Below are 18,728 nucleotides of genomic sequence, written 5' to 3' on the forward strand. Positions count from 1 at the left end.
GATGACGACATTGGGACTTGTCAACGGGTTGACGACAGTGCTACAACTGACCCAGTGCGTGACAACGGCACGACAAACCAAGGGAGGAATCGAAGATGTTGATGCGCACCGACCCGTTCCGCGAGCTCGACCGGCTGACCCAGCAGTTCTTCCAGCCCGCGGGGACATGGACGCGGCCCGCGTCGATCCCGATGGACGCCTACCGCGACGGCGACGAGTTCGTCGTGCACTTCGACCTGCCCGGTATCGACCCGCAGGCAGTCGAACTCGACGTCGAACGCAACGTGCTGACCGTCAAGGTCGAACGACGCCCCGCCCACAAGGCCGATGTGCAGATGCAGGTGTCCGAGCGTCCGCTGGGAGTGTTCTCGCGGCAGCTGTTCCTCGGTGACAGCCTCGACGCCGACCGGATCAACGCCTCGTACGCCAACGGTGTGCTCACGCTGACGATCCCGATCGCCGAGCGCGCCAAGCCGCGCCGGATCGAGGTCTCGGCCGATGGCGAGCCGAGGCGGATCACCACAGGCTGAACGTCCACTTCGGAGTGACAACGGTGGCAGGGCCGGTCGTGCCGACCGGCCCTGGTGCGTGGACTCGCCAGCCGGAATCGAACCGAGCGTCCTCTCCAGCGCGGTGGCGACACCGGCCGGAGTGCTCTCCCACTTGAGCTATGGCGAGGGCCATATTCTCACTCGGCAGTGCGTCCGTTCTCTACGCCCTTTCGAGTGCATCGCGTCAAAGCGTCTGCCACCATCCGTCGACCGTCGGCGGGTTGTCGATGTCCACTCGTTCACCCGGTTTGGGGACGACGAGTGTCACATCCTGGGCTTTTGCCTCGCGCCACAGCCGATCCACCGGTTCGGCCCACGCGTGCGGGGCGAGCGTGAAAGTGGCCCAGTGCACGGGAATCAGCACGTGCGCATGCACGTCCAGATGCGTGGCCACGCCTTGCTCCGGCGTCATGTGGATGTCGGGCCACAGCGGGTCGTACGCGCCGATCTGCACCAGTGCCACGTCGAACGGCCCGTGCTCTGCGCCGATCCTCGCGAAACCGTCGAAATATCCCGTATCCCCGCTGTAGAACACGCGCCGCGCCGGACCTGCGACGACCCACGACGCCCAGAGCGTCCCATCCCGTGAGAAGCCGCGACCGGAGAAGTGCTGCGCTGGTGTCGCGGTCAGCCGCAGCGGCCCGGCCGTCGTGCTCTCGTTCCAGTCCAGTTCCACGATCCGGTCGGCGGGAACCTGCCAGCGCTCCAGGTGCGCCCCGATTCCCAGCGGCACAACGAATAGCGCACTCTGCGTGCGCACGAGCGCGCGTACGGTCGGTAGGTCCAGGTGGTCGTAGTGGTCGTGTGAGATGACAATGGCGTCCAGCTTCGGCAGCTCTTCGATCGATACGGGTACGGGGTGTAGCCGGCGCGGGCCGACGCGCGCCGACGGCGACACCCGGTCGCTCCACACTGGATCGAACAACACCCTGGCGCCGTCGAGTTCGACGAGCGCGCTGGCGTGGCCGTACCACGTCACGAACAGTCCGCCCTGGCTCGGCTTGTCACCCGGATGCGTGACGAGGGGGATGGGACGGCGGGGCTTGCGGTTGTCCTTGTCCGCGCGGTACCGGCGGATGAGATCACCGGTGTCACCGTTCGGCATCGTCTGTGTTCGGTGTTCATTACGGAACTTGCCATCCCGGAACTGCGGTGATCGCCGGACACGATCGGCGCGTTCACCACGCGGCGCGCCACCCATCGCCGCGGGCACGCCCCACGCCGCCCTGGCGAGCAGGCCCGCCACGGTCACGCCGAGTGCGGCGCCGACCATCCTTTTCATACGTCCCACCAAGTCAGCGTACGCGCGTTTGCCGTGTAGCGTGACGCGCGTGACCGCGTTACTACTGTGTGATGTCCGACTCGGGCTGGGCGGCCCTCGGGTGGATGTGGCCGTGACCGGCGGGCGTGTCGCCGCGATCGGCCCGGACCTTCCCCATACGGGTGAGGTGGTCGACGGCCGGGGCGGCACGGTGCTGCCAGGCCTGGTCGACGTGCACGTGCACATGACGCAGTGGGCCAGTTCGCGGCGCCGGATTCCGTTGACGCAGGCGAGGTCCGCCGCCGAAGTGGTGGGCATCGTGGCCGGGGCGAGCACCGTGAAGCCCGGGGAACTGGTGATGGGCCACGGTTTCCGGGACGGCACGTGGCCGGACGTGCCGCACAAGGACCTGCTGGAGCGGGCGCTGCCCGGGCAACCGGTCGCACTGTTCAGCAACGACCTGCATACGCTTTGGCTCAGCCCAGCGGCTTTGCGCCTGATCGGACGCGAGCACCCGACAGGCGTGCTCCTGGAGAACGATTGCATGGCGGGGACCGCCGCGCTCCCGGCCGCCACGGACGAGTGGGTGCTCGAGGCGACCGACGCCGCCGCGGCTCGTGGCGTGACCGAGATCGTCGACTACGAGTACAGCGACACGGTTACCGACTGGCTGCGCCGGTCGGCGCTGCGCAAGCCGGGCGTCCGCGTGTCCGCTGTGGTCTCCCGGCCGCTGCTCGACACGGCGATCGACCGCGGGTACCGCACCGGTGACGTCGTCCCCGGTGCGGACGGCCTGCTGAAAGTCGGTCCGTACAAGCTTTTCGTGGACGGGTCGTTGAACACCCGCACGGCGTACTGCCACGACCCGTACCCGGGGCACGACTCGCACGGCCTGCTGGAGCTGCCGTTCGACGAGCTGGTCCCGTTGATGGACAAGGCCTCCCGTAACGGCATCAGCCCGGCCGTGCACGCGATCGGCGACTGGGCCAACACGATCGCGCTGGACGCGTTCGCCAAAGTCGGCTGTGCCGGGCGGATCGAGCACGCGCAACTGGTCCACCCCGACGATGTGCCCCGGTTCGCGCAGCTGGGCGTGATCGCCGGTGTCCAGCCCGCGCACCAGCCCGACGACCGGGACGTGGCCGACCAGCACTGGCCGGGCCGGACCGCGAACGCCTTCCCCTACGCGGCTTTGCTCGCCGCGGGCGCGACGCTCGAGCTCGGCTCGGACGCGCCGGTCTCGCCGCTGGACCCGTGGGACGGGATCGCGTCGGCGGTCAGCCGGACCGACGACACCCGGCCGGCCTGGCACCCGGAGCAAGCGATCGCTCTGGACATCGCGCTCGCCGCGTCGAGCCGGGGCCGCCGCGCCGTCCGCGTGGGTGACACCGCGGACCTGACCGTGACCGCGGTCGACCCGGGAACGCTTGCGCCGCACGAGCTTCGCGAGATACCGATCGTGCTGACGATGGTCGGCGGCCGGTTGACGCACGTCAGCTAGCCGACGTCCAGAAGTCCCGCATGAGCGCTGTCGGGCTCGGACCGGCCAGGAAGACCTGGGTGAGCAGGACGGTGACCGTGCCGGTGGCCGGGATGACGTGGAAGGTCGTCCCGGTCCCGCCGATCCAGCCGTAACGGCCGGGCACGTTCCACGGGTTCGCCTGGGCGACGTCGACCGAGCCGCCGAAGCCCCAGCCCTGGCCTTCCAGGAACACCTCGCCGGCCGCGCGTTGCCCGGCGGTCAGGTGATCCGTGGTCAGCTGACCGACCGACGCGCGGGACAGCAGCGTGTCGCCCAGCAGCGCTTGTCCGAACTTGCGCAGGTCGTCCGCGGTCGACACGAGCCCGCCGCCGCCCGATGGGAACGCCGGCACCGTGCTCCACTTGCCGTCGACCGGGTCGGCGGGTTTCAGGTCGTGGCTGTACCCGGTGGTGAACCGGTCGCGTTTGCCCGGCGGCACCTCGAACGCGGTGTCGGGCATGCCGAGTGGCTCGAACACGCGCTCGGCCAGGAAATCCGGCAGCGACTGGCCGGACACCCTGGCGATCAGCACGCTCTGGATGTCCGCGCAGGTGTGGTACAGCCAGCTCTCGCCGGGCTGGCCGAGCATGGGAACGGTCGCCAGCGTGGCCAGCCACTCGTCCGGCGCGGGCTGCGAGTGGAAGTCCCCGCCGCTGTGCGCGGCCCTGATCAGCAGATCCGCCGCCGGTAGCGAGAAGTCGGCCGGAAACCCGTATCCGGCGCGGAAAGTGAGCACGTCGGACACGGTGATCGGGCGCTTGGCCGGGACCACGTCGTCGATCGGGCTTTCCGGGGTGCGCACGACCGTGGGTTCGTAGAGTTCCGGCAGCCATTTGCCGACCGGGTCGTCGAGGGCGATCCGGCCGTCCTCGACCAGCAGCATCACCGCGGCGGCCGTGATCGTCTTCGACACCGACGCGATCCGGAAGATCGTGTCCCGGCGCATCGGGGTGGTGCCGCAGGCGATCCCGGCCTCCTGGACCTCGACCGAGTCACCCGTCGCGACCAGCGACACCGCGCCGGGCACGGTGCCGTCGTCGACGTAGGCACGCAGATCCATTGCTCCGCCTTCCTAACGGGCCGTGTCCGTCCAGAATTCCATGAGGTGCGCCGCGGATTCGGGACTTTCGGCGGCGAGTTGGGTGAGCAGGATCGTGACAGTGCCGGTGGCGGGGTGGACGTACGCGGTCGTCCCGGTTCCGCCGGTCCAGCCATAACGGCCAGGGACGTTCCACGGTTGCTTGGTGGTGACGTCGACAGAACCGCCGAATCCCCAGCCCTGTCCGTCGAGAAAGACGCCACCGCCCACGCGCTGCTCCTCAGGCAAGTGGTTGGTGGTCATGAGTTTCACGGATTCGCGTGTCAGCAACGCGTCCGACAGCAGCGCGCGGCCGAAACGCAGCCAGTCGTCCGCGGTGGAGACCAGGCCGCCACCGCCGGACGGGAAAGCGGGCGGCGTGCTCCACCGGCCTTCCGGCGGGTCCACCAGTTCGAGCCCGCTGCGGTAGTAGCCGGTGAACCGGTCGATGTTGTCCGGTGTGACCCAGAAAGCCGTGTCCACCATGCCGAGCGGCTCGAAGACCCGTTCCTGGAGGAAGTCGGGGAACGACTGCCCGGACACCCGTGAGACGAGTACGCCCTGCAGGTCGGACGCGGCGTGGTACAGGAACGCCGCACCGGGCTGCGCCGCCATCGGAATCGTTGCCAGCCGGGCCATCCACTCGTCCGGCGCGGGCGGATCCTGGACCTGGCGGCCGTCCCAGCCCATCACGTCGCCGAACGCCTGCACGGCAGGCAGGTCGAACCGGGGCGCGAAGCCGTACCCGGCGCGGGAGGTGAGCAGGTCGAAGACGGTCACGGCACGCGCGGCCGGGACGACGTCGTCGATCGGGCTTTCCGGGGTACGCACGACCTTGGGTTCGCCGAGTTCCGGCAGCCATATGTCAACGGGGTCGTCGAGGGCGATCCGGCCGTCCTCGAGCAGCAGCATCACCGCGGCGGCCGTGATCGGTTTGGTGATCGAGGCGAGCCGGAAGAGCGTGTCCCGGGTGTACGGGCCCGCGATCTCGACTTCGACGTCGTCGCCCCGCGCGACGAGCGTGAGCACGCCCGGCAGCCTGCCGTCGGCCACGTACTTGTTCAGGTCCATGTCCGGTGGACCCGGCTCGGGCCGAGAACTCATCGGTACCGGGTTTCCCGAAACTGGGAACAGTACTATCCACGCAGTTTAATACTTTTGTGACGAAAATGCTCAAAGGGCAAAGGTCGCCGATTAATTGGCTGGCAGCCGGTGTGCGGCGGTGGGAAGGATCCGCCCGTGCCCGAGTTCGGCCGGCCCGGAGAGGGGAAGACACATGACGTCAGAGGTCCGTGCACCCGCTGGTGTGGTCCGCGGTGTGTGGGACGCGGATGTGGCGGTCTTCCGTGGCATCCCGTTCGCGGAGCCACCGGTCGGTGAGCTGCGTTTCGCCGCGCCACGGCCGGTCCGGCGTTGGGACGGAGTGCGGGACGCCCTGTCGTACGGCCCGCCACCACCACAAGCGGGCGTGTTCGGCATGGACGCTCTCGTGCGGGACAGCGATGACTGGCTGACGATCAACGTCTGGACGCCCGAGCTGTCAGCGGGCGCGGGGTTGCCGGTGATGGTGTGGATCCAGGGCGGTGCCTTCGTGTTCGGCATGTCCAGCCTGCCCGAGTACGACGGTGCCCGCCTTGCGCGCGACGGCGTCGTCCTGGTGACGTTCAACTACCGGGTCGGTGCCGAGGGCTTCGCGTGGATCGAGGGCGCACCGCACAACCGGGGCCTGCTCGACCAGGTCGCGGCGCTGGAATGGGTCCGCGACAACATCGAGGCGTTCGGCGGCGACCCCGGCCGGGTGACGATCTTCGGGCAGTCGGCCGGTGGCGGGTCGGTCGCTTCGTTGCTGGCGATGCCGCGTGCCGCCGGCCTGTTCCGCCGAGCCATCGCGCAGAGCGTGACCAGCGTGTTCTTCACGCCCGAGCTCGCCAGGCAGATCGGCACGACCCTGGCCGCCGATGCGGATCCGGCCACTCTCGGCCCGGATGAGTTGTCCGGCGCCGGTGACGCGTTCATGGCCAGGACCGGCGAGTGGGCGGACCGGTGGGGCAGGCCCGCGCACCGCCAGATCCCGTTCGCGCCGGTCGTGGACGGTGACGTTCTCCCCGCGACGCCGTGGCAAGCGCTTGCCGACGGTGCGGGCAAAGGCGTCGAGTTGATCGCCGGTCACACCCGCGACGAGCACCGGCTGTTCAGCCTGATTCAGGGGACCCTCGGTCAAGTGACCCAGGAGCAGGCGCAGGCAGCGTTGCAGATCTACGCGCCCGATCCACGTCGCTACCTGGAGAGCTTCCCGGGGGCGAGCCCGGAGGAGCTGCACGACCTGGTGCACGCCGACTGGCTGTTCCGCATGTCGTCATCGCGCCTGGCAGAGGCGCAGGTCGCCGGTGGCGGCCGGGCGTACGTGTTCGAGCTGACGTGGCCCGCGCCCGGTATGGGTGGTGTACTCGGAGCGTGCCATGGCCTGGACGTGCCGCTTGTCTTCGGCAACCTCGACAAGGGGCAGCCCGCCATGCTGCTCGGTGACGGTCCGACAGGTGAAGCGGAGGCGCTGTCGGCGCGGATGCGTACCGCGTGGACGGCGTTCGCCACGCATGGCGATCCTGGTTGGCCCGCGTACGGCACAGCGCATCGCCTCACGCAGGTGTTCGACGTCGAGCCTGCCGTCACCGCCTATCCGGCGGAGAAGTCCAGGCTGATCTGGGCAGACCACCCGTTCGCGGCGTTGGCGCCGGTGGCGGGCTGATGGCGCGAAGGTGTGATCTCGTCCGATAGTTGATTGAGTGAGTTTGCATGCTTGTGCATAATCATCCATATGACTGTGAGGGCGGCGGTAGCCGGGGCGAGCGGGTACGCGGGCGGTGAGGTGCTGCGGCTCCTGCTCGGGCATCCCGAAGTCGAGATCGGGGCGTTGACCGCCGGTGCGAGCGCGGGCATGACGCTCGGCCAGTACCAGCCGCACCTGCTGCCGCTCGCCGACCGGGTGCTCGGCGACACGACCATCGACGAACTCGGCGGTCACGACGTCGTCTTCCTCGCCCTCCCGCACGGCAAGTCCGCGAAGATCGCGGCCGAACTCGGCGAGGACACCCTCGTCATCGACTGCGGCGCGGACCACCGCCTCGAAGACGCGGACGCCTGGCACCGCTGGTACGGCGGTGACCACGCGGGCACCTGGCCGTACGGAATGCCGGAGTTGCCGGACCAAAGGGGCGTGCTTCAGGGCGCCAAACGGGTCGCCGTCCCCGGCTGCTACCCCACGGTGTCCTCGCTGGCGCTGGCTCCCGCGTTCAAAGACGGCCTGGTCGAGCCCGAAGCGGTGATCGTCGCCGTGTCCGGCACGTCGGGTGCGGGCAAGTCGCTGAAACCGCACCTGCTCGGCTCCGAGGTGATGGGGTCGGTCAGCGTCTACGGCGTCGGCGGCACACACCGGCACACACCCGAGATCATCCAGAACCTCAGCCGCGTGTCCGGCGGGGCGGTCGCGGTCAGCTTCACGCCCGTCCTCGCGCCGATGCCACGCGGCATCCTGGCCACGTGCAGCGCCGCGTTGAAGCCCGGCAAGACGATCGAGGATGTCCTTGCCACGTACGACAAGGCCTACGGCGACGAGCCCTTCGTGCACGTCCTGCCCACCGGTTCGTGGCCGACCACCGGCGCGGTGCTCGCGTCCAACGCCGTTCAGCTGCAGATCACGGTCGACCCTGACCTGCGGCGCCTGATCGTCGTCGGGACGATCGACAACCTGACCAAGGGCACCGCGGGTGCCGCTGTGCAGTGCATGAACATCGCTCTCGGACTGCCCGAGACGACCGGGCTTTCGACTGTGGGAGTCGCTCCGTGAACCGTGACAAGGGTGTCACCGGGCCCGCCGGGTTCCGTGCCGCCGGGATCGCCGCCGGGATCAAGGCCAGCGGCGCCTTGGACCTCACGCTGGTGGTCAACGACGGGCCGGGCACCGCGGCCGCGGGCGTCTTCACGACGAACGTGGTCAAGGCCGCGCCCGTGCTGTGGTCACAGCAGGTGCTCCAGCAGCGCAGCCTGAAAGCCGTCGTGCTCAACTCCGGCGGCGCGAACGCCTGCACCGGCCCCGAGGGCTTCCAGGACACGCACGCCACCGCCGAGAAAGTCGCGGAGGGCCTAGGGTGCGGCGCGATCGAGGTCGCGGTGTGCTCGACCGGCCTGATCGGCGAACGCCTCCCGATGGGCAAGGTCCTGTCCGGTGTGGACACGGCGGTCACCGCCCTCGCGAGTGACGACCAGGCTGGACTGCACGCGGCGACGGGCGTGATGACCACGGACACCCGGCCGAAGCAGTCGTGGAAGGCGCACGAGCAGGGCTGGTCGATCGGCGGGTTCGTGAAGGGCGCGGGCATGCTCGCGCCGAACCTGGCGACCATGCTGTCGGTGATCACCACGGACGCGGACCTCGACAAGGACACCATCGACACCGCGCTGCGCGAGGCGACCCGTATGACCTTCGACCGGCTCGACGTGGACGGCGGGACGTCGACGAACGACACGGTCCTCGTCCTCGCGTCCGGCGCGTCCGGCGTCAGGCCCAGCGCGGGGGAGTTCACGGCGCTGCTCACCGAGGTGAGCGCGGACCTGGTCAAACAGCTGCAAGGCGACGCCGAGGGCGTGACCAAGGAGATCGCGATCACCGTGACAGGCGCCGCGACCGAGGACGAAGCCGTCCACATCGGACGGATCGTGGCCGAGGACAACCTCGTGAAGACCGCGTTGTTCGGCTCGGACCCGAACTGGGGCCGGATCGCGATGGCGCTCGGCCGCGCGAAGGCGCGGATCGACCCCGGCCAGCTGTCCATCATCATCAACGGGATCCGCGTGATGGACAAGGGAACCCGCGGCGAGGACCGGGAGAACGCCGACCTGACCGGCCGGGACATCGACGTGGTCATCGACCTGGCGTTCGGCCGGGGCGAGGCGACGATCCTGACCACCGACCTGTCGCACGCGTACGTCGAAGAGAACAGCGCGTACTCGTCATGAACAACGACGCGGACCGCAAAGCCGAGGTCCTCATCGAGGCTTTGCCGTGGTTGCAGGAGTTCCACGGCGCGCTCGTGGTCGTCAAGTACGGCGGCAACGCCATGGTCGACGACGAACTCAAACGCGCCTTCGCGCAGGACATGGTGTTCCTGCGGGTGGCCGGGCTGCGCCCGGTGATCGTGCACGGTGGCGGGCCGCAGATCGGCGCGATGCTGGGCAAGCTCGGCATCGAGAGCGAGTTCCGCGGCGGACTGCGCGTCACCACACCGGAAGCGATGGACGTCGTGCGCATGGTGCTCGTCGGCCAGGTCGGGCGGGAACTCGTCGGCCTGATCAACGCGCACGGCCCGTACGCGGTCGGGATCTCCGGCGAGGACGCGCACCTGTTCACGGCCGAACGCCGCGGCCTGGAGATCGACGGCCGGGAAGTCGACCTCGGCCTGGTGGGCGACGTGGTCACGGTGAACCCCGCCGCAGTCGAGGACATCGTGGCGGCCGGGCGGATCCCGGTCGTGTCCACGGTTGCCCCCGACATCGACGGTGTCGTGCACAACGTCAACGCGGACACCGCCGCCGCGGCGCTCGCGGTCGCGTTGAAGGCCCGCAAACTCGTCGTCCTGACTGACGTCGAAGGGCTGTACAAGAACTGGCCGGACAGGTCCTCTCTGGTGCAACGGATCGACGCCGCCGAACTGGAGACGGTGCTGCCGGGCTTGGCCAGCGGCATGGTGCCCAAGATGGAGGCCTGCCTGCGCGCGGTCCGCGGCGGGGTGCCGCAGGCGCACGTGATCGACGGCAGGCAGGCGCATTCGGTGCTGCTGGAGGTGTTCACGAGCGAGGGCGTGGGCACGATGGTGCTACCAGACGAAGGGGACGTGTGATGACGCTCCAACAGCGGTGGGAAGCCGCGATGATGAACAACTACGGCACACCGCAGCTGGGCCTCGAACGAGGTGCGGGCGCGCACGTCTGGGACACCGACGGGAACCGATACCTGGACCTGCTCAGCGGGATCGCGGTGAACGCGCTGGGGCACGCGCACCCGGCGATCGTGGCCGCGGTGACCGAGCAGATCGGCAGGCTCGGCCACACGTCGAACCTGAACATCAACCTGCCCGCGCTGGAACTGGCCGAGCGCTTGCTCGACGTGGCCGGTGTCGAAGGCAAGGTCGTGTTCGGCAACTCCGGCGCCGAAGCCGTCGAAGCGGCGCTGAAACTGAGCCGGCTCACCGGCCGTAAAAAGGTCGTGTCCACCCAGGGCGGCTTCCACGGCCGCACGATGGGTGCGCTGACGTTGACCGGGCAACCCGGCAAACGCACGCCGTTCGAACCCCTTGTCCCTGACGTGACCCATGTCCCGTACGGCGACGCCGCCGCGCTTGAGTCCGCTGTGGACGGCAACACGGCCGCGTTCATCGTCGAACCGATCCAGGGCGAGCAGGGTGTGGTCGTACCGCCGGAGGGCTATCTCCAGGCAGCGCGTGAGATCACCGCGAAGCACGGCGCACTGTTGATCCTCGACGAAGTGCAGACCGGCATCGGCCGTCTCGGCACGTGGTTCGCGTTCCAGCAGGTCGGTGTCATACCGGACGTCGTGACGCTGGCCAAGGGACTCGGTGGTGGGCTGCCGCTGGGCGCGTGCCTGGCGTTCGGCGACGCGGCGAACCTGTTCCAGCCCGGGCACCACGGCACCACGTTCGGCGGCAACCCCGTGTGCTGCGCCGCGGGCCTCGCCGTGCTGGACACGATCGCGTCGGACGGCCTGCTCGACCACGTTTCCGCGGTGGGCAAGGAAATCGCCGCAGGCGTCGAAGGACTCGGCCACCCGCTGGTCGGCGGTGTCCGCGGCGCCGGGCTGCTGATCGGTATCCTGTTGCGCGAGAAGGTCTCCGCCGCCGTCGCGGCGAAAGCCAAGGACGCCGGGTACCTGATCAACCCGATCCAGCCGGACGTGATCCGGCTGGCGCCCCCGCTCATCCTCGATCATGACGACGCCGCACAGTTCGTGGCCGACCTGCCGTCAGCTTTGGAGGGACTGTGACCGTCCGGCATTTCCTGCGCGACGACGACCTGTCGCCGTCGCAACAGCTCGCCGTGCTCGACCTCGCCGACGAGCTCAAGAAGGACCCGTTGGGGCGCAAGCCCTTGGCCGGGCCGAAGAGCGTCGCGGTGCTGTTCGAGAAGAACTCGACACGCACCCGCCTGTCGTTCGAGGTCGGCATCGCGCAGCTCGGCGGCCAGCCGATCATCGTGGACGGCCGGATGATGCAGCTCGGTCGCGAGGAGACCATCGAGGACACCTCACGCGTGCTGTCCCGTTACGTGCACGCCGTGGTGTGGCGGACGTTCGCGCAGAAGCGCATCGAGGCGATGGCGTCGGTGTCCGCGGTCCCAGTCGTGAACGCGCTGACCGACGAGTTCCACCCGTGCCAGGTGCTCGCGGATCTGCAGACCGTTCGCGAGCGCAAGGGGAAACTCGCCGGGCTGACCCTGACGTACCTCGGTGACGGCGCCAACAACATGGCCCACTCGCTGATGCTCGGCGGCGTCACGGCGGGCCTGCACATCCGGCTCGTCACGCCGGAAGGCTTCTCGCCCAACGACTCCTTCGTCGTCGACGCCAAGAAGCGCGCGGCGGAGACCGAGGGCAGCGTCACGATCCTCACCGACCCGTACGAAGCGGTCGATGGCGCGGACGTGCTCGCGACCGACACGTGGACCTCGATGGGCCAGGAGAACGACGGCCGCGACCGCGTGACCCCGTTCCGCCGCCTGCAGATCAACTCCGCGCTGCTGGAACGGGCCGCGCCGGGCGCGATCGTGCTGCACTGCCTGCCCGCGCACCGCGGCTGGGAGGTCACCGACGAGGTGCTCGACGGCCCGGCCAGCGCGGTGTGGGACGAGGCGGAGAACCGGCTGCACGCCCAGAAAGCCCTGCTGACCTGGCTGCTGGAGCAGGCGTGACGTCGGCGGGCACCCGTGTCGCCAGGCAGGCGCGGATCGTCGAGCTCGTGTCCACGATGGCCATCCGCAGCCAGACCGAGCTCGCCAAGATCCTCGCCGCGGAAGGCGTGGACGTCACCCAGGCGACGCTGTCCCGCGACCTGGACGAGCTCGGCGCGGTGAAACTCCGCGGCCCGGACGCGGGCGCCCCCGTGTACGTCATCCCCGAGGACGGCTCGCCCGTGCGCGGTGTGCAGGGCGGGACGACCCGGCTGACCAGGCTGCTCGGCGAGGTGCTCGTCTCGGCGGACCACTCGCACAACCTGACTGTGCTGCGCACCCCGCCCGGGGCCGCGCAGTTCCTGGCCAGCGCGATCGACCGGGCGGCGCTGCACGAAGTGGTGGGCACGATCGCGGGCGACGACACTGTCATGGTGATCGCCCGTGAACCGATCACCGGCGCGGAACTGGCCGACCGCTTCCGGACAATGGCAGGACTGAAGGAATCCTCGTGAGTGGTTCGGCCGGTTCTAACCGGCCGAACCACTCACGAGCTTTGAGCAGGGAGTTCGCAGAGTGAGTTCGTTGTGGGGCGGCAGGTTCGCCGCTGGCCCGGCCGACGCGATGGCGGCGCTGTCCGCCTCGACGCACTTCGACTGGCGGCTGGCCAGGCACGACATCGCCGGATCACGGGCACACGCCCGTGTCCTGCACCGCGCGGGCCTGCTGACCGAGCACGAGCTGGACGGCATGCTCAAGGCGCTGGACACCCTGGAGGCGGACGTCGTCTCCGGCGCGTTCACCCCGACCGTCGCCGACGAGGACGTGCACACGGCGTTGGAGCGCGGCCTGATCGAGCGCGCGGGGACCGAGCTCGGCGGCAAGCTGCGCGCGGGCCGCTCGCGCAACGACCAGGTCGCGACCCTGTTCCGGATGTGGCTGCGCGACGCCGCGCGCCGGGTCACCGCGGGAACCCTGGACGTCATCGACGCCCTGGTCGCGCAGGCGACCCAGCACGACACGGCTGTCATGCCAGGCCGAACGCACCTGCAGCACGCGCAGCCGGTCCTGCTCGCGCACCACCTGCTCGCCCACGCCCAGTCCCTGACCAGGGACATCGAACGCCTGCGGGACTGGGACGCCCGCGCCGCGCTGTCGCCGTACGGCTCGGGCGCGCTGGCCGGCTCGTCGCTCGGCCTGGACCCGGCCGCGGTCGCGGCGGACCTCGGCTTCGACGGCCCGGTGGAGAACTCCATCGACGGCACGGCCTCGCGTGACTTCGCCGCCGAGATCGCGTTCGCCCTGGCCATGCTGGGCGTGAACCTGTCACGCGTGGCCGAGGAAGTGATCATCTGGACCACCGCGGAGTTCCGCTACGCGGTGCTCGACGACGCGTGGGCCACCGGCAGTTCGATCATGCCGCAGAAGAAGAACCCGGACGTGGCCGAGCTGACCAGGGGCAAGTCCGGCAGGCTGATCGGCAACCTGACCGGCCTGCTGGCCACGCTGAAGGCCCAGCCGCTGGCGTACAACCGTGACCTGCAGGAAGACAAGGAGCCGCTGTTCGACTCGGTCGAGCAGCTCGAGCTCCTGCTGCCCGCGATCGCCGGGATGATCGGCACGCTCACGTTCGACACCGGCCGGATGGCCGAACTCGCGCCGCAGGGCTTCACACTCGCGACCGACATCGCGGAATGGCTGGTCCGCGAAGGCGTTCCGTTCCGCGTCGCGCACGAGGCCGCGGGCGCGTGCGTCCGCGTGGCCGAGGCCCGTGGTGTCGGGCTCGACGAGCTGACCGACGCCGAGTTCGCCGAGATCGACCCGAACCTGACACCGAAGGTCCGTGACGTGCTGACTGTCGCCGGATCGATCGGTTCCCGCGACGCGTACGGCGGCACAGCGCCGGCGCGCGTCACCGAGCAGCGCGAACGTCTGGTCGCCCGCCTCCAGGGGCACCGGGAGTGGCTCGCCCCCTGATCATGGCATCGTGGTGCCAGGCGAAAGGGGAGCGGTGTTGATCGACCACCTGGTGTACGCGGTGCCCGACTTGTCGGAGGTCGGGGACTTGGGGATCGAGCTGACCGAAGGCGGCAGGCACGTCGGCCGCGGCACGCGCAACCTGCTGGCGAACCTCGGCGGCGGCGCGTACTTCGAGGTGATCGGCCCGGACCGGGACCAGCCGGAGCCCGGTGCTCCCCGGCCGTTCGGCATCGACGAGCTGACCGCGCCGAAGCTGGTGGCGTGGGCGGCCAGGGTCGAGGACATCGACGACGTGGTGGAACGGGCGAAGGCCCAGGGCTACGACCCTGGGCCGGTCGCGGTGACGTCCCGCAGGCGCGCGGACGGCGTGCTGCTGGAGTGGCGCCACACACCGATGCTCGCCGGGCCCCTGCCGTTCCTGATCGACTGGGGAACCACGCCCCACCCGGCGGACTCGCTGCCGACCGGTGCGGAGCTGGTGTCGTTCCGGATCCAGGGCGACGAGCTGGGCACGGGACTGCAAGCCCTCGGCATCGACGTGGCGGTCGAATCCGGGCCACCGGGGCTGACGGCCACGATCCGCACACCGAAGGGTGAAGTGGTCATCAGGTGAGGCAACTGACCCGCGACGAGCTCGCCGTCGATCCCGTTGACGCGTCGAAGATCCTGCTCGGCGGCATCCTGGAATCCCACAGCCCGCAAGGGGTTGTGCGGGTCCGGCTGGTCGAGGTGGAGGCGTACCGAGGCGGCGACGACCCCGCGTCGCACTGCTACCGGGGCCGGACGGCACGCAACGACGTGATGTTCGGCCCGGCCGGGCACCTCTACGTGTACTTCGTCTACGGCATGCACTTCTGCGCCAACATCGTCTCGCTGACCGACGGCGTTCCCGGCGCCGTGCTGCTGCGAGCCGGTGAGGTCGTCGACGGGATCGAGCTGGCCCGCACCCGCAGGCCGAGCGCGCGCAAGGACGCCGAACTGGCCAAAGGCCCGGCGAGACTGACCGGTGTGCTGGGCATCGACCGCGTGCAGAACGGCGTGGACCTGACCGATCCCGACTCGCCGATCCGGATCTACGAAGGCGAACCAGCCGGTGACATCCACAGCGGGCCACGGGTGGGAGTGGCCGTCGCCATGGACGTGCCGTGGCGGTTCTGGGTGGATTCCACCGCAGTGAGCGCGTACCGCCGCGGCGGGAAACGAACGAGGCAACTCCGGTGAAGATCACGCTCCCGGACGGCACGACCGCGTGGCGGATCACCGGCCACGACGACGTGCGCCAAGGCCTCGCCGACCCGCGCCTGTCGCTGAACAGGGCGAACTCGACCGGCGGGTACTCGGGCTTCGCGCTGCCGCCCGCGCTGGACCGCAACCTGCTGAACCTGGACCCACCGGACCACACGCGCCTGCGGAAGCTGGTCGCAGGCGCGTTCACCGCACGCCGGGTGGCGCGAATGCGCGACAGCATCCAGGCCACAGCCGACCGGCTGCTGGACGGACTGAGCGGCACGGTCGACCTGATGGCCGCGTACGCGACGCCGCTGCCGATCATCACCATCGGTGACCTGCTCGGCGTCCCGGCCGAACGGATCGACGACTTCCGCGGCTGGACCGACGCCCTGATGACCGGCGGCTCGCGTGACGCGGTGGTCAGCATGTACGCGTTCATGGCCGACCTGATCGCCACGAAGCGAGCGGACCCGGCGGACGACCTGATCTCGGCGATGATCGAAGCCCGCGACGGCGAGGACGAGCTGACCGAGGACGAACTGCTGTCGCTGGCGTTCCTGATCCTGTGGGCGGGTTACGAGAACACCGTCCACCTGATCGGCAACAGCGTCCTCCGCCTGTTCGACGGCCCGGCGGACACCGAGGAACTGCTGCGGGTGGCCAACCCGGTCCCGTTCGCGATCCGCCGTTTCCCGCTCGAGGACGTCGAGATCGCGGGGGAGGCGATCCCCAAGGGCCAGACAGTCCTGCTGGACATCCAGTCCGCCAACGACGCGTCGACCCGGCACCTGAGTTTCGGCGCGGGCGTCCACTACTGCCTCGGTGCGCCGCTGGCCAAGCTGGAGCTGGAGATCGCGCTGGCCACGTTGTCCGGCAGGTACCCGGACGCGGCGCTCGCGGTCCCCGCCGGCGAGCTGAAGTGGCGCGACTCGTTCAGAAGTCGTGGGCTGCTGGAGTTGCCGGTTGCGCTCACCCGGTGAAGGTGATCGTCCACGGCGCCACGTCGAGCACGACCGCGTACCGGGTCGCCTGCACCCTGCTGCGACCGGTCGTCCCGCTGATCAGGCGGATGAAGCCGGTGACCAGGCCATGGTCTGCTGGCCAGGCACGGTGGGCCGGTCAGGATCCTCGAACCGGAGGACATCAACGCCGTGGGATGGCCCGTCGGCCCGGTGGGGGATGATGGGGACCGTGAGTGAGCACATCCTTGACGAGCTGTCCTGGCGCGGCCTGATCGCGCAGTCCACCGACCTCGAAGCCCTGCGCCGCGACCTCGGCTCGGGCCCACTCACCCTCTATTGCGGCTTCGACCCGACAGCGCCCAGCCTGCACGCGGGCAACCTGGTCCCGCTGCTGGGCCTGAGCCGATTCCAGAGAGCAGGCCATCGGCCGATCGTGCTGGCAGGCGGGGCCACGGGCATGATCGGCGACCCGCGCGACACCGGCGAGCGCACGATGAACTCGCTGGACACCGTGGCCGAGTGGACCGAGCGCATCCGCGGCCAGCTGGAACGCTTCGTCGACTTCGACTCGTCACCGACGGGCGCGCTGGTCGAGAACAACCTGACCTGGACCGGCAACGTCCCGGTCACCGAGTTCCTGCGGGACATCGGCAAGCACTTCTCGGTCAACGTCATGCTCGCCCGTGAGACGGTCAAACGCAGGCTCGAGGGCGACGGCATGTCGTACACCGAGTTCAGCTACCTGCTCCTGCAGTCCAACGACTACCTGGAGCTCTACCGCAAGCACGGCTGCACGCTGCAGATCGGCGGGCAGGACCAGTGGGGCAACATCGTCGGCGGTGTCGACCTGGTCAGGAAGGTCGAGCAGAAGAGCGTGCACGCGCTGACCGCGCCGCTGGTGACGGACTCGCAGGGCCGCAAGTTCGGCAAGTCGACCGGCGGCGGGAACGTGTGGCTCGACCCGGCCATGACCTCGCCGTACGCCTGGTACCAGTTCTTCGTCAACGTCGACGACGCGGAAGCGCTCACCTACCTGCGGATGCTCACGTTCGTCTCCCGCGAGGAGATCGAGGAGCTGACCAGGCAGACCGAGGAGAAACCGCAGCTGCGTGCCGCGCAGAAACGGCTGGCCGAGGAGTTCACCAACCTCGTGCACAGCGAGAAGGACACCCAGCAGGTGATCGCCGCGTCGCAGGCCCTGTTCGGCCGTGGTGAGCTGCGTGAGCTGGACGCGAGCACGCTGGAAGCCGCGATGGCCGAGGTCCCGACGGGTGACCTGCGGCTGGCCGACCAGCCGACGATCATCGACATCCTGGTGGCGAGCGGTCTTGCCGCAGGTAACGGCGCTGCGCGGCGGACCGTCAGTGAGGGAGGCGCGTACGTGAACAACACGCGTATCCCCGCTGACGACTGGCGTCCGACGGCTGATGACCTGCTGCACGGCAAGTGGCTTGTGGTGCGTAAGGGCAAGCGGAATACCGCCGGAGTACGCGTCACGCCCTGATCGAGTAGTTCCGTAGCACAGGCCGTCAGTCGTTCAGACTGGCGGCCTGTTCGCATGTTTGCCCAGCTCAGGGGCGCTTTTCTTGATCAAAACGAGGGTTCTCGAATTTGTTGGTGTGACGGGCGACACACTTGCGCTCTGGCTGAGGTCCGATAGCGTGGCGGTAGCCCCGTTGGAGGGCCGCTCACCTGCGGCTTTACCTCGCAGCGGGGCTTGAGGGGCGCGATTTGACCTCTCGTTGGCGGCCGTGTAACTTTATCCAGGTCAGCGCGGAACGGGCCCCAGAAAGTCAGGGGAACGGAGCGCAAGACCAAAAAAACTTAGAAATACAAGCCTCTTGAAGGTTGACCGAGCGTCGCCCTAAAGATGTGCGTGTGTTGTTTGAGAACTCAACAGTGTGTCGATCTATTGAAAGCCAGTAGAGCTTTTATGAACCTCGTCGAGAGGTTCCTTTGAGATGGACAGATGGACCAGATGAGTTCTGGTTTGTCAGGACGTCGAACCTTTGACAAAGCATTGTTGGAGAGTTTGATCCTGGCTCAGGACGAACGCTGGCGGCGTGCTTAACACATGCAAGTCGAGCGGTAAGGCCTTTCGGGGTACACGAGCGGCGAACGGGTGAGTAACACGTGGGTAATCTGCCCTGCACTCTGGGATAAGCCCGGGAAACTGGGTCTAATACCG

17 protein-coding genes, 1 tRNA gene and 1 rRNA gene (1 of these 19 running past the window's edge) are annotated in these 18,728 nt (G+C 69.0%); 15 read left to right on the plus strand and 4 right to left on the minus strand.

The features are described from left to right. The first annotated feature begins 95 nt into the window (after positions 1–95). A complete protein-coding gene (locus AOZ06_RS15300) occupies positions 96–530 on the plus strand; it encodes an Hsp20/alpha crystallin family protein (RefSeq protein ID WP_054290010.1) in 435 nt (144 codons plus the stop codon). A 59-nt stretch (positions 531–589) separates the two neighbouring features. Here AOZ06_RS15300 and AOZ06_RS56250 read toward each other — a convergent pair. Together AOZ06_RS56250 and AOZ06_RS15305 are read right to left on the minus strand one after the other, a co-directional pair. Further along, positions 590–678 (minus strand) — tRNA-OTHER (locus AOZ06_RS56250). Between the two features lie 57 nt (positions 679–735). Next, positions 736–1,833 (minus strand): MBL fold metallo-hydrolase, encoded by a 1,098-nt coding sequence (locus AOZ06_RS15305; RefSeq protein WP_054290011.1) that lies wholly within the window; start codon positions 1,831–1,833, stop codon positions 736–738. Between the two features lie 49 nt (positions 1,834–1,882). Here AOZ06_RS15305 and AOZ06_RS15310 point away from each other — a divergent pair, with 49 nt between their 5' ends. Beyond that, the gene (locus AOZ06_RS15310; protein ID WP_157233029.1) at positions 1,883–3,313 is read left to right on the plus strand and encodes an amidohydrolase; all 1,431 of its coding nucleotides are present in this window, start codon (positions 1,883–1,885) and stop codon (positions 3,311–3,313) included. On the opposite strand, the gene AOZ06_RS15315 is transcribed toward AOZ06_RS15310, so the two are convergent. Both AOZ06_RS15315 and AOZ06_RS15320 read right to left on the minus strand, forming a co-directional pair. Further along, positions 3,306–4,394, minus strand: a complete 1,089-nt coding sequence (locus AOZ06_RS15315) for a serine hydrolase domain-containing protein (protein ID WP_054290013.1) — start codon at positions 4,392–4,394, stop codon at positions 3,306–3,308. The genes AOZ06_RS15310 and AOZ06_RS15315 overlap by 8 nt on opposite strands. A gap of 12 nt (positions 4,395–4,406) precedes the next feature. Continuing rightward, positions 4,407–5,516, minus strand: coding sequence for a serine hydrolase domain-containing protein (locus AOZ06_RS15320; protein WP_083471701.1), 1,110 nt, complete (start codon positions 5,514–5,516; stop codon positions 4,407–4,409). 172 nt (positions 5,517–5,688) lie between these two features. Here AOZ06_RS15320 and AOZ06_RS15325 point away from each other — a divergent pair, with 172 nt between their 5' ends. The 13 genes from AOZ06_RS15325 to AOZ06_RS15385 all read left to right on the plus strand — a co-directional run. After that, complete coding sequence (locus AOZ06_RS15325) at positions 5,689–7,158, plus strand: carboxylesterase/lipase family protein (RefSeq protein ID WP_054290015.1); 1,470 nt, start codon at positions 5,689–5,691, stop codon at positions 7,156–7,158. A 69-nt stretch (positions 7,159–7,227) separates the two neighbouring features. Further along, on the plus strand, positions 7,228–8,256 hold the full coding sequence (argC, locus tag AOZ06_RS15330) for an N-acetyl-gamma-glutamyl-phosphate reductase (protein ID WP_054290016.1): 1,029 nt from the start codon (positions 7,228–7,230) through the stop codon (positions 8,254–8,256). Continuing rightward, entirely contained in the window at positions 8,253–9,425 is a 1,173-nt protein-coding gene (gene argJ, locus AOZ06_RS15335) for a bifunctional glutamate N-acetyltransferase/amino-acid acetyltransferase ArgJ (protein ID WP_054290017.1), read from the plus strand. The genes argC and argJ overlap by 4 nt, the downstream gene beginning before the upstream one ends. Next, positions 9,422–10,306 carry an acetylglutamate kinase gene (gene argB / locus AOZ06_RS15340; protein WP_054290018.1) on the plus strand — a complete coding sequence of 295 codons (885 nt, stop codon included), beginning with the start codon at positions 9,422–9,424 and terminating at the stop codon, positions 10,304–10,306. Before argJ ends, argB begins: the two co-directional genes overlap by 4 nt. Continuing rightward, positions 10,306–11,466: an acetylornithine transaminase gene (locus AOZ06_RS15345; RefSeq protein WP_054290019.1), complete on the plus strand. Its 1,161-nt coding sequence runs from the start codon at positions 10,306–10,308 to the stop codon at positions 11,464–11,466. The genes argB and AOZ06_RS15345 overlap by 1 nt, the downstream gene beginning before the upstream one ends. After that, entirely contained in the window at positions 11,463–12,389 is a 927-nt protein-coding gene (gene argF, locus AOZ06_RS15350) for an ornithine carbamoyltransferase (RefSeq protein WP_054290020.1), read from the plus strand. The genes AOZ06_RS15345 and argF overlap by 4 nt, the downstream gene beginning before the upstream one ends. Then, entirely contained in the window at positions 12,386–12,883 is a 498-nt protein-coding gene (locus tag AOZ06_RS15355) for an arginine repressor (protein WP_083471702.1), read from the plus strand. The genes argF and AOZ06_RS15355 overlap by 4 nt, the downstream gene beginning before the upstream one ends. A gap of 61 nt (positions 12,884–12,944) precedes the next feature. Beyond that, positions 12,945–14,345 (plus strand): argininosuccinate lyase, encoded by a 1,401-nt coding sequence (gene argH, locus AOZ06_RS15360; protein ID WP_054290021.1) that lies wholly within the window; start codon positions 12,945–12,947, stop codon positions 14,343–14,345. Positions 14,346–14,355: 10 nt separating this feature from the next. Further along, complete coding sequence (locus AOZ06_RS15365) at positions 14,356–14,961, plus strand: VOC family protein (RefSeq protein WP_236952239.1); 606 nt, start codon at positions 14,356–14,358, stop codon at positions 14,959–14,961. Then, entirely contained in the window at positions 14,958–15,569 is a 612-nt protein-coding gene (locus AOZ06_RS15370) for a DNA-3-methyladenine glycosylase (RefSeq protein ID WP_236952241.1), read from the plus strand. Before AOZ06_RS15365 ends, AOZ06_RS15370 begins: the two co-directional genes overlap by 4 nt. Continuing rightward, on the plus strand, positions 15,566–16,558 hold the full coding sequence (locus AOZ06_RS15375; RefSeq protein ID WP_218921996.1) for a cytochrome P450 family protein: 993 nt from the start codon (positions 15,566–15,568) through the stop codon (positions 16,556–16,558). The genes AOZ06_RS15370 and AOZ06_RS15375 overlap by 4 nt, the downstream gene beginning before the upstream one ends. Positions 16,559–16,769: 211 nt before the next feature. Then, positions 16,770–18,044 carry a tyrosine--tRNA ligase gene (gene tyrS, locus AOZ06_RS15380; RefSeq protein ID WP_054296668.1) on the plus strand — a complete coding sequence of 425 codons (1,275 nt, stop codon included), beginning with the start codon at positions 16,770–16,772 and terminating at the stop codon, positions 18,042–18,044. Positions 18,045–18,560: 516 nt separating this feature from the next. After that, positions 18,561–18,728 (plus strand): 16S ribosomal RNA (locus tag AOZ06_RS15385); it runs 1,351 nt beyond the window's last position.

This window comes from Kibdelosporangium phytohabitans (assembly GCF_001302585.1).
Classification (GTDB): domain Bacteria; phylum Actinomycetota; class Actinomycetes; order Mycobacteriales; family Pseudonocardiaceae; genus Kibdelosporangium; species Kibdelosporangium phytohabitans.

Excerpts from the sequence above, each read along its gene's own strand:
- AOZ06_RS15300 (WP_054290010.1), top strand. The coding sequence starts at position 96 with ATGTTGATGCGCACCGACCCGTTCCGCGAGCTCGACCGGCTGACCCAG.
- AOZ06_RS15305 (WP_054290011.1), bottom strand. The coding sequence starts at position 1,833 with ATGAAAAGGATGGTCGGCGCCGCACTCGGCGTGACCGTGGCGGGCCTG.
- AOZ06_RS15315 (WP_054290013.1), bottom strand. The coding sequence starts at position 4,394 with ATGGATCTGCGTGCCTACGTCGACGACGGCACCGTGCCCGGCGCGGTG.
- AOZ06_RS15320 (WP_083471701.1), bottom strand. The coding sequence starts at position 5,516 with ATGAGTTCTCGGCCCGAGCCGGGTCCACCGGACATGGACCTGAACAAG.
- AOZ06_RS15325 (WP_054290015.1), top strand. The coding sequence starts at position 5,689 with ATGACGTCAGAGGTCCGTGCACCCGCTGGTGTGGTCCGCGGTGTGTGG.
- argC (WP_054290016.1), top strand. The coding sequence starts at position 7,228 with ATGACTGTGAGGGCGGCGGTAGCCGGGGCGAGCGGGTACGCGGGCGGT.
- argB (WP_054290018.1), top strand. The coding sequence starts at position 9,422 with ATGAACAACGACGCGGACCGCAAAGCCGAGGTCCTCATCGAGGCTTTG.
- AOZ06_RS15345 (WP_054290019.1), top strand. The coding sequence starts at position 10,306 with ATGACGCTCCAACAGCGGTGGGAAGCCGCGATGATGAACAACTACGGC.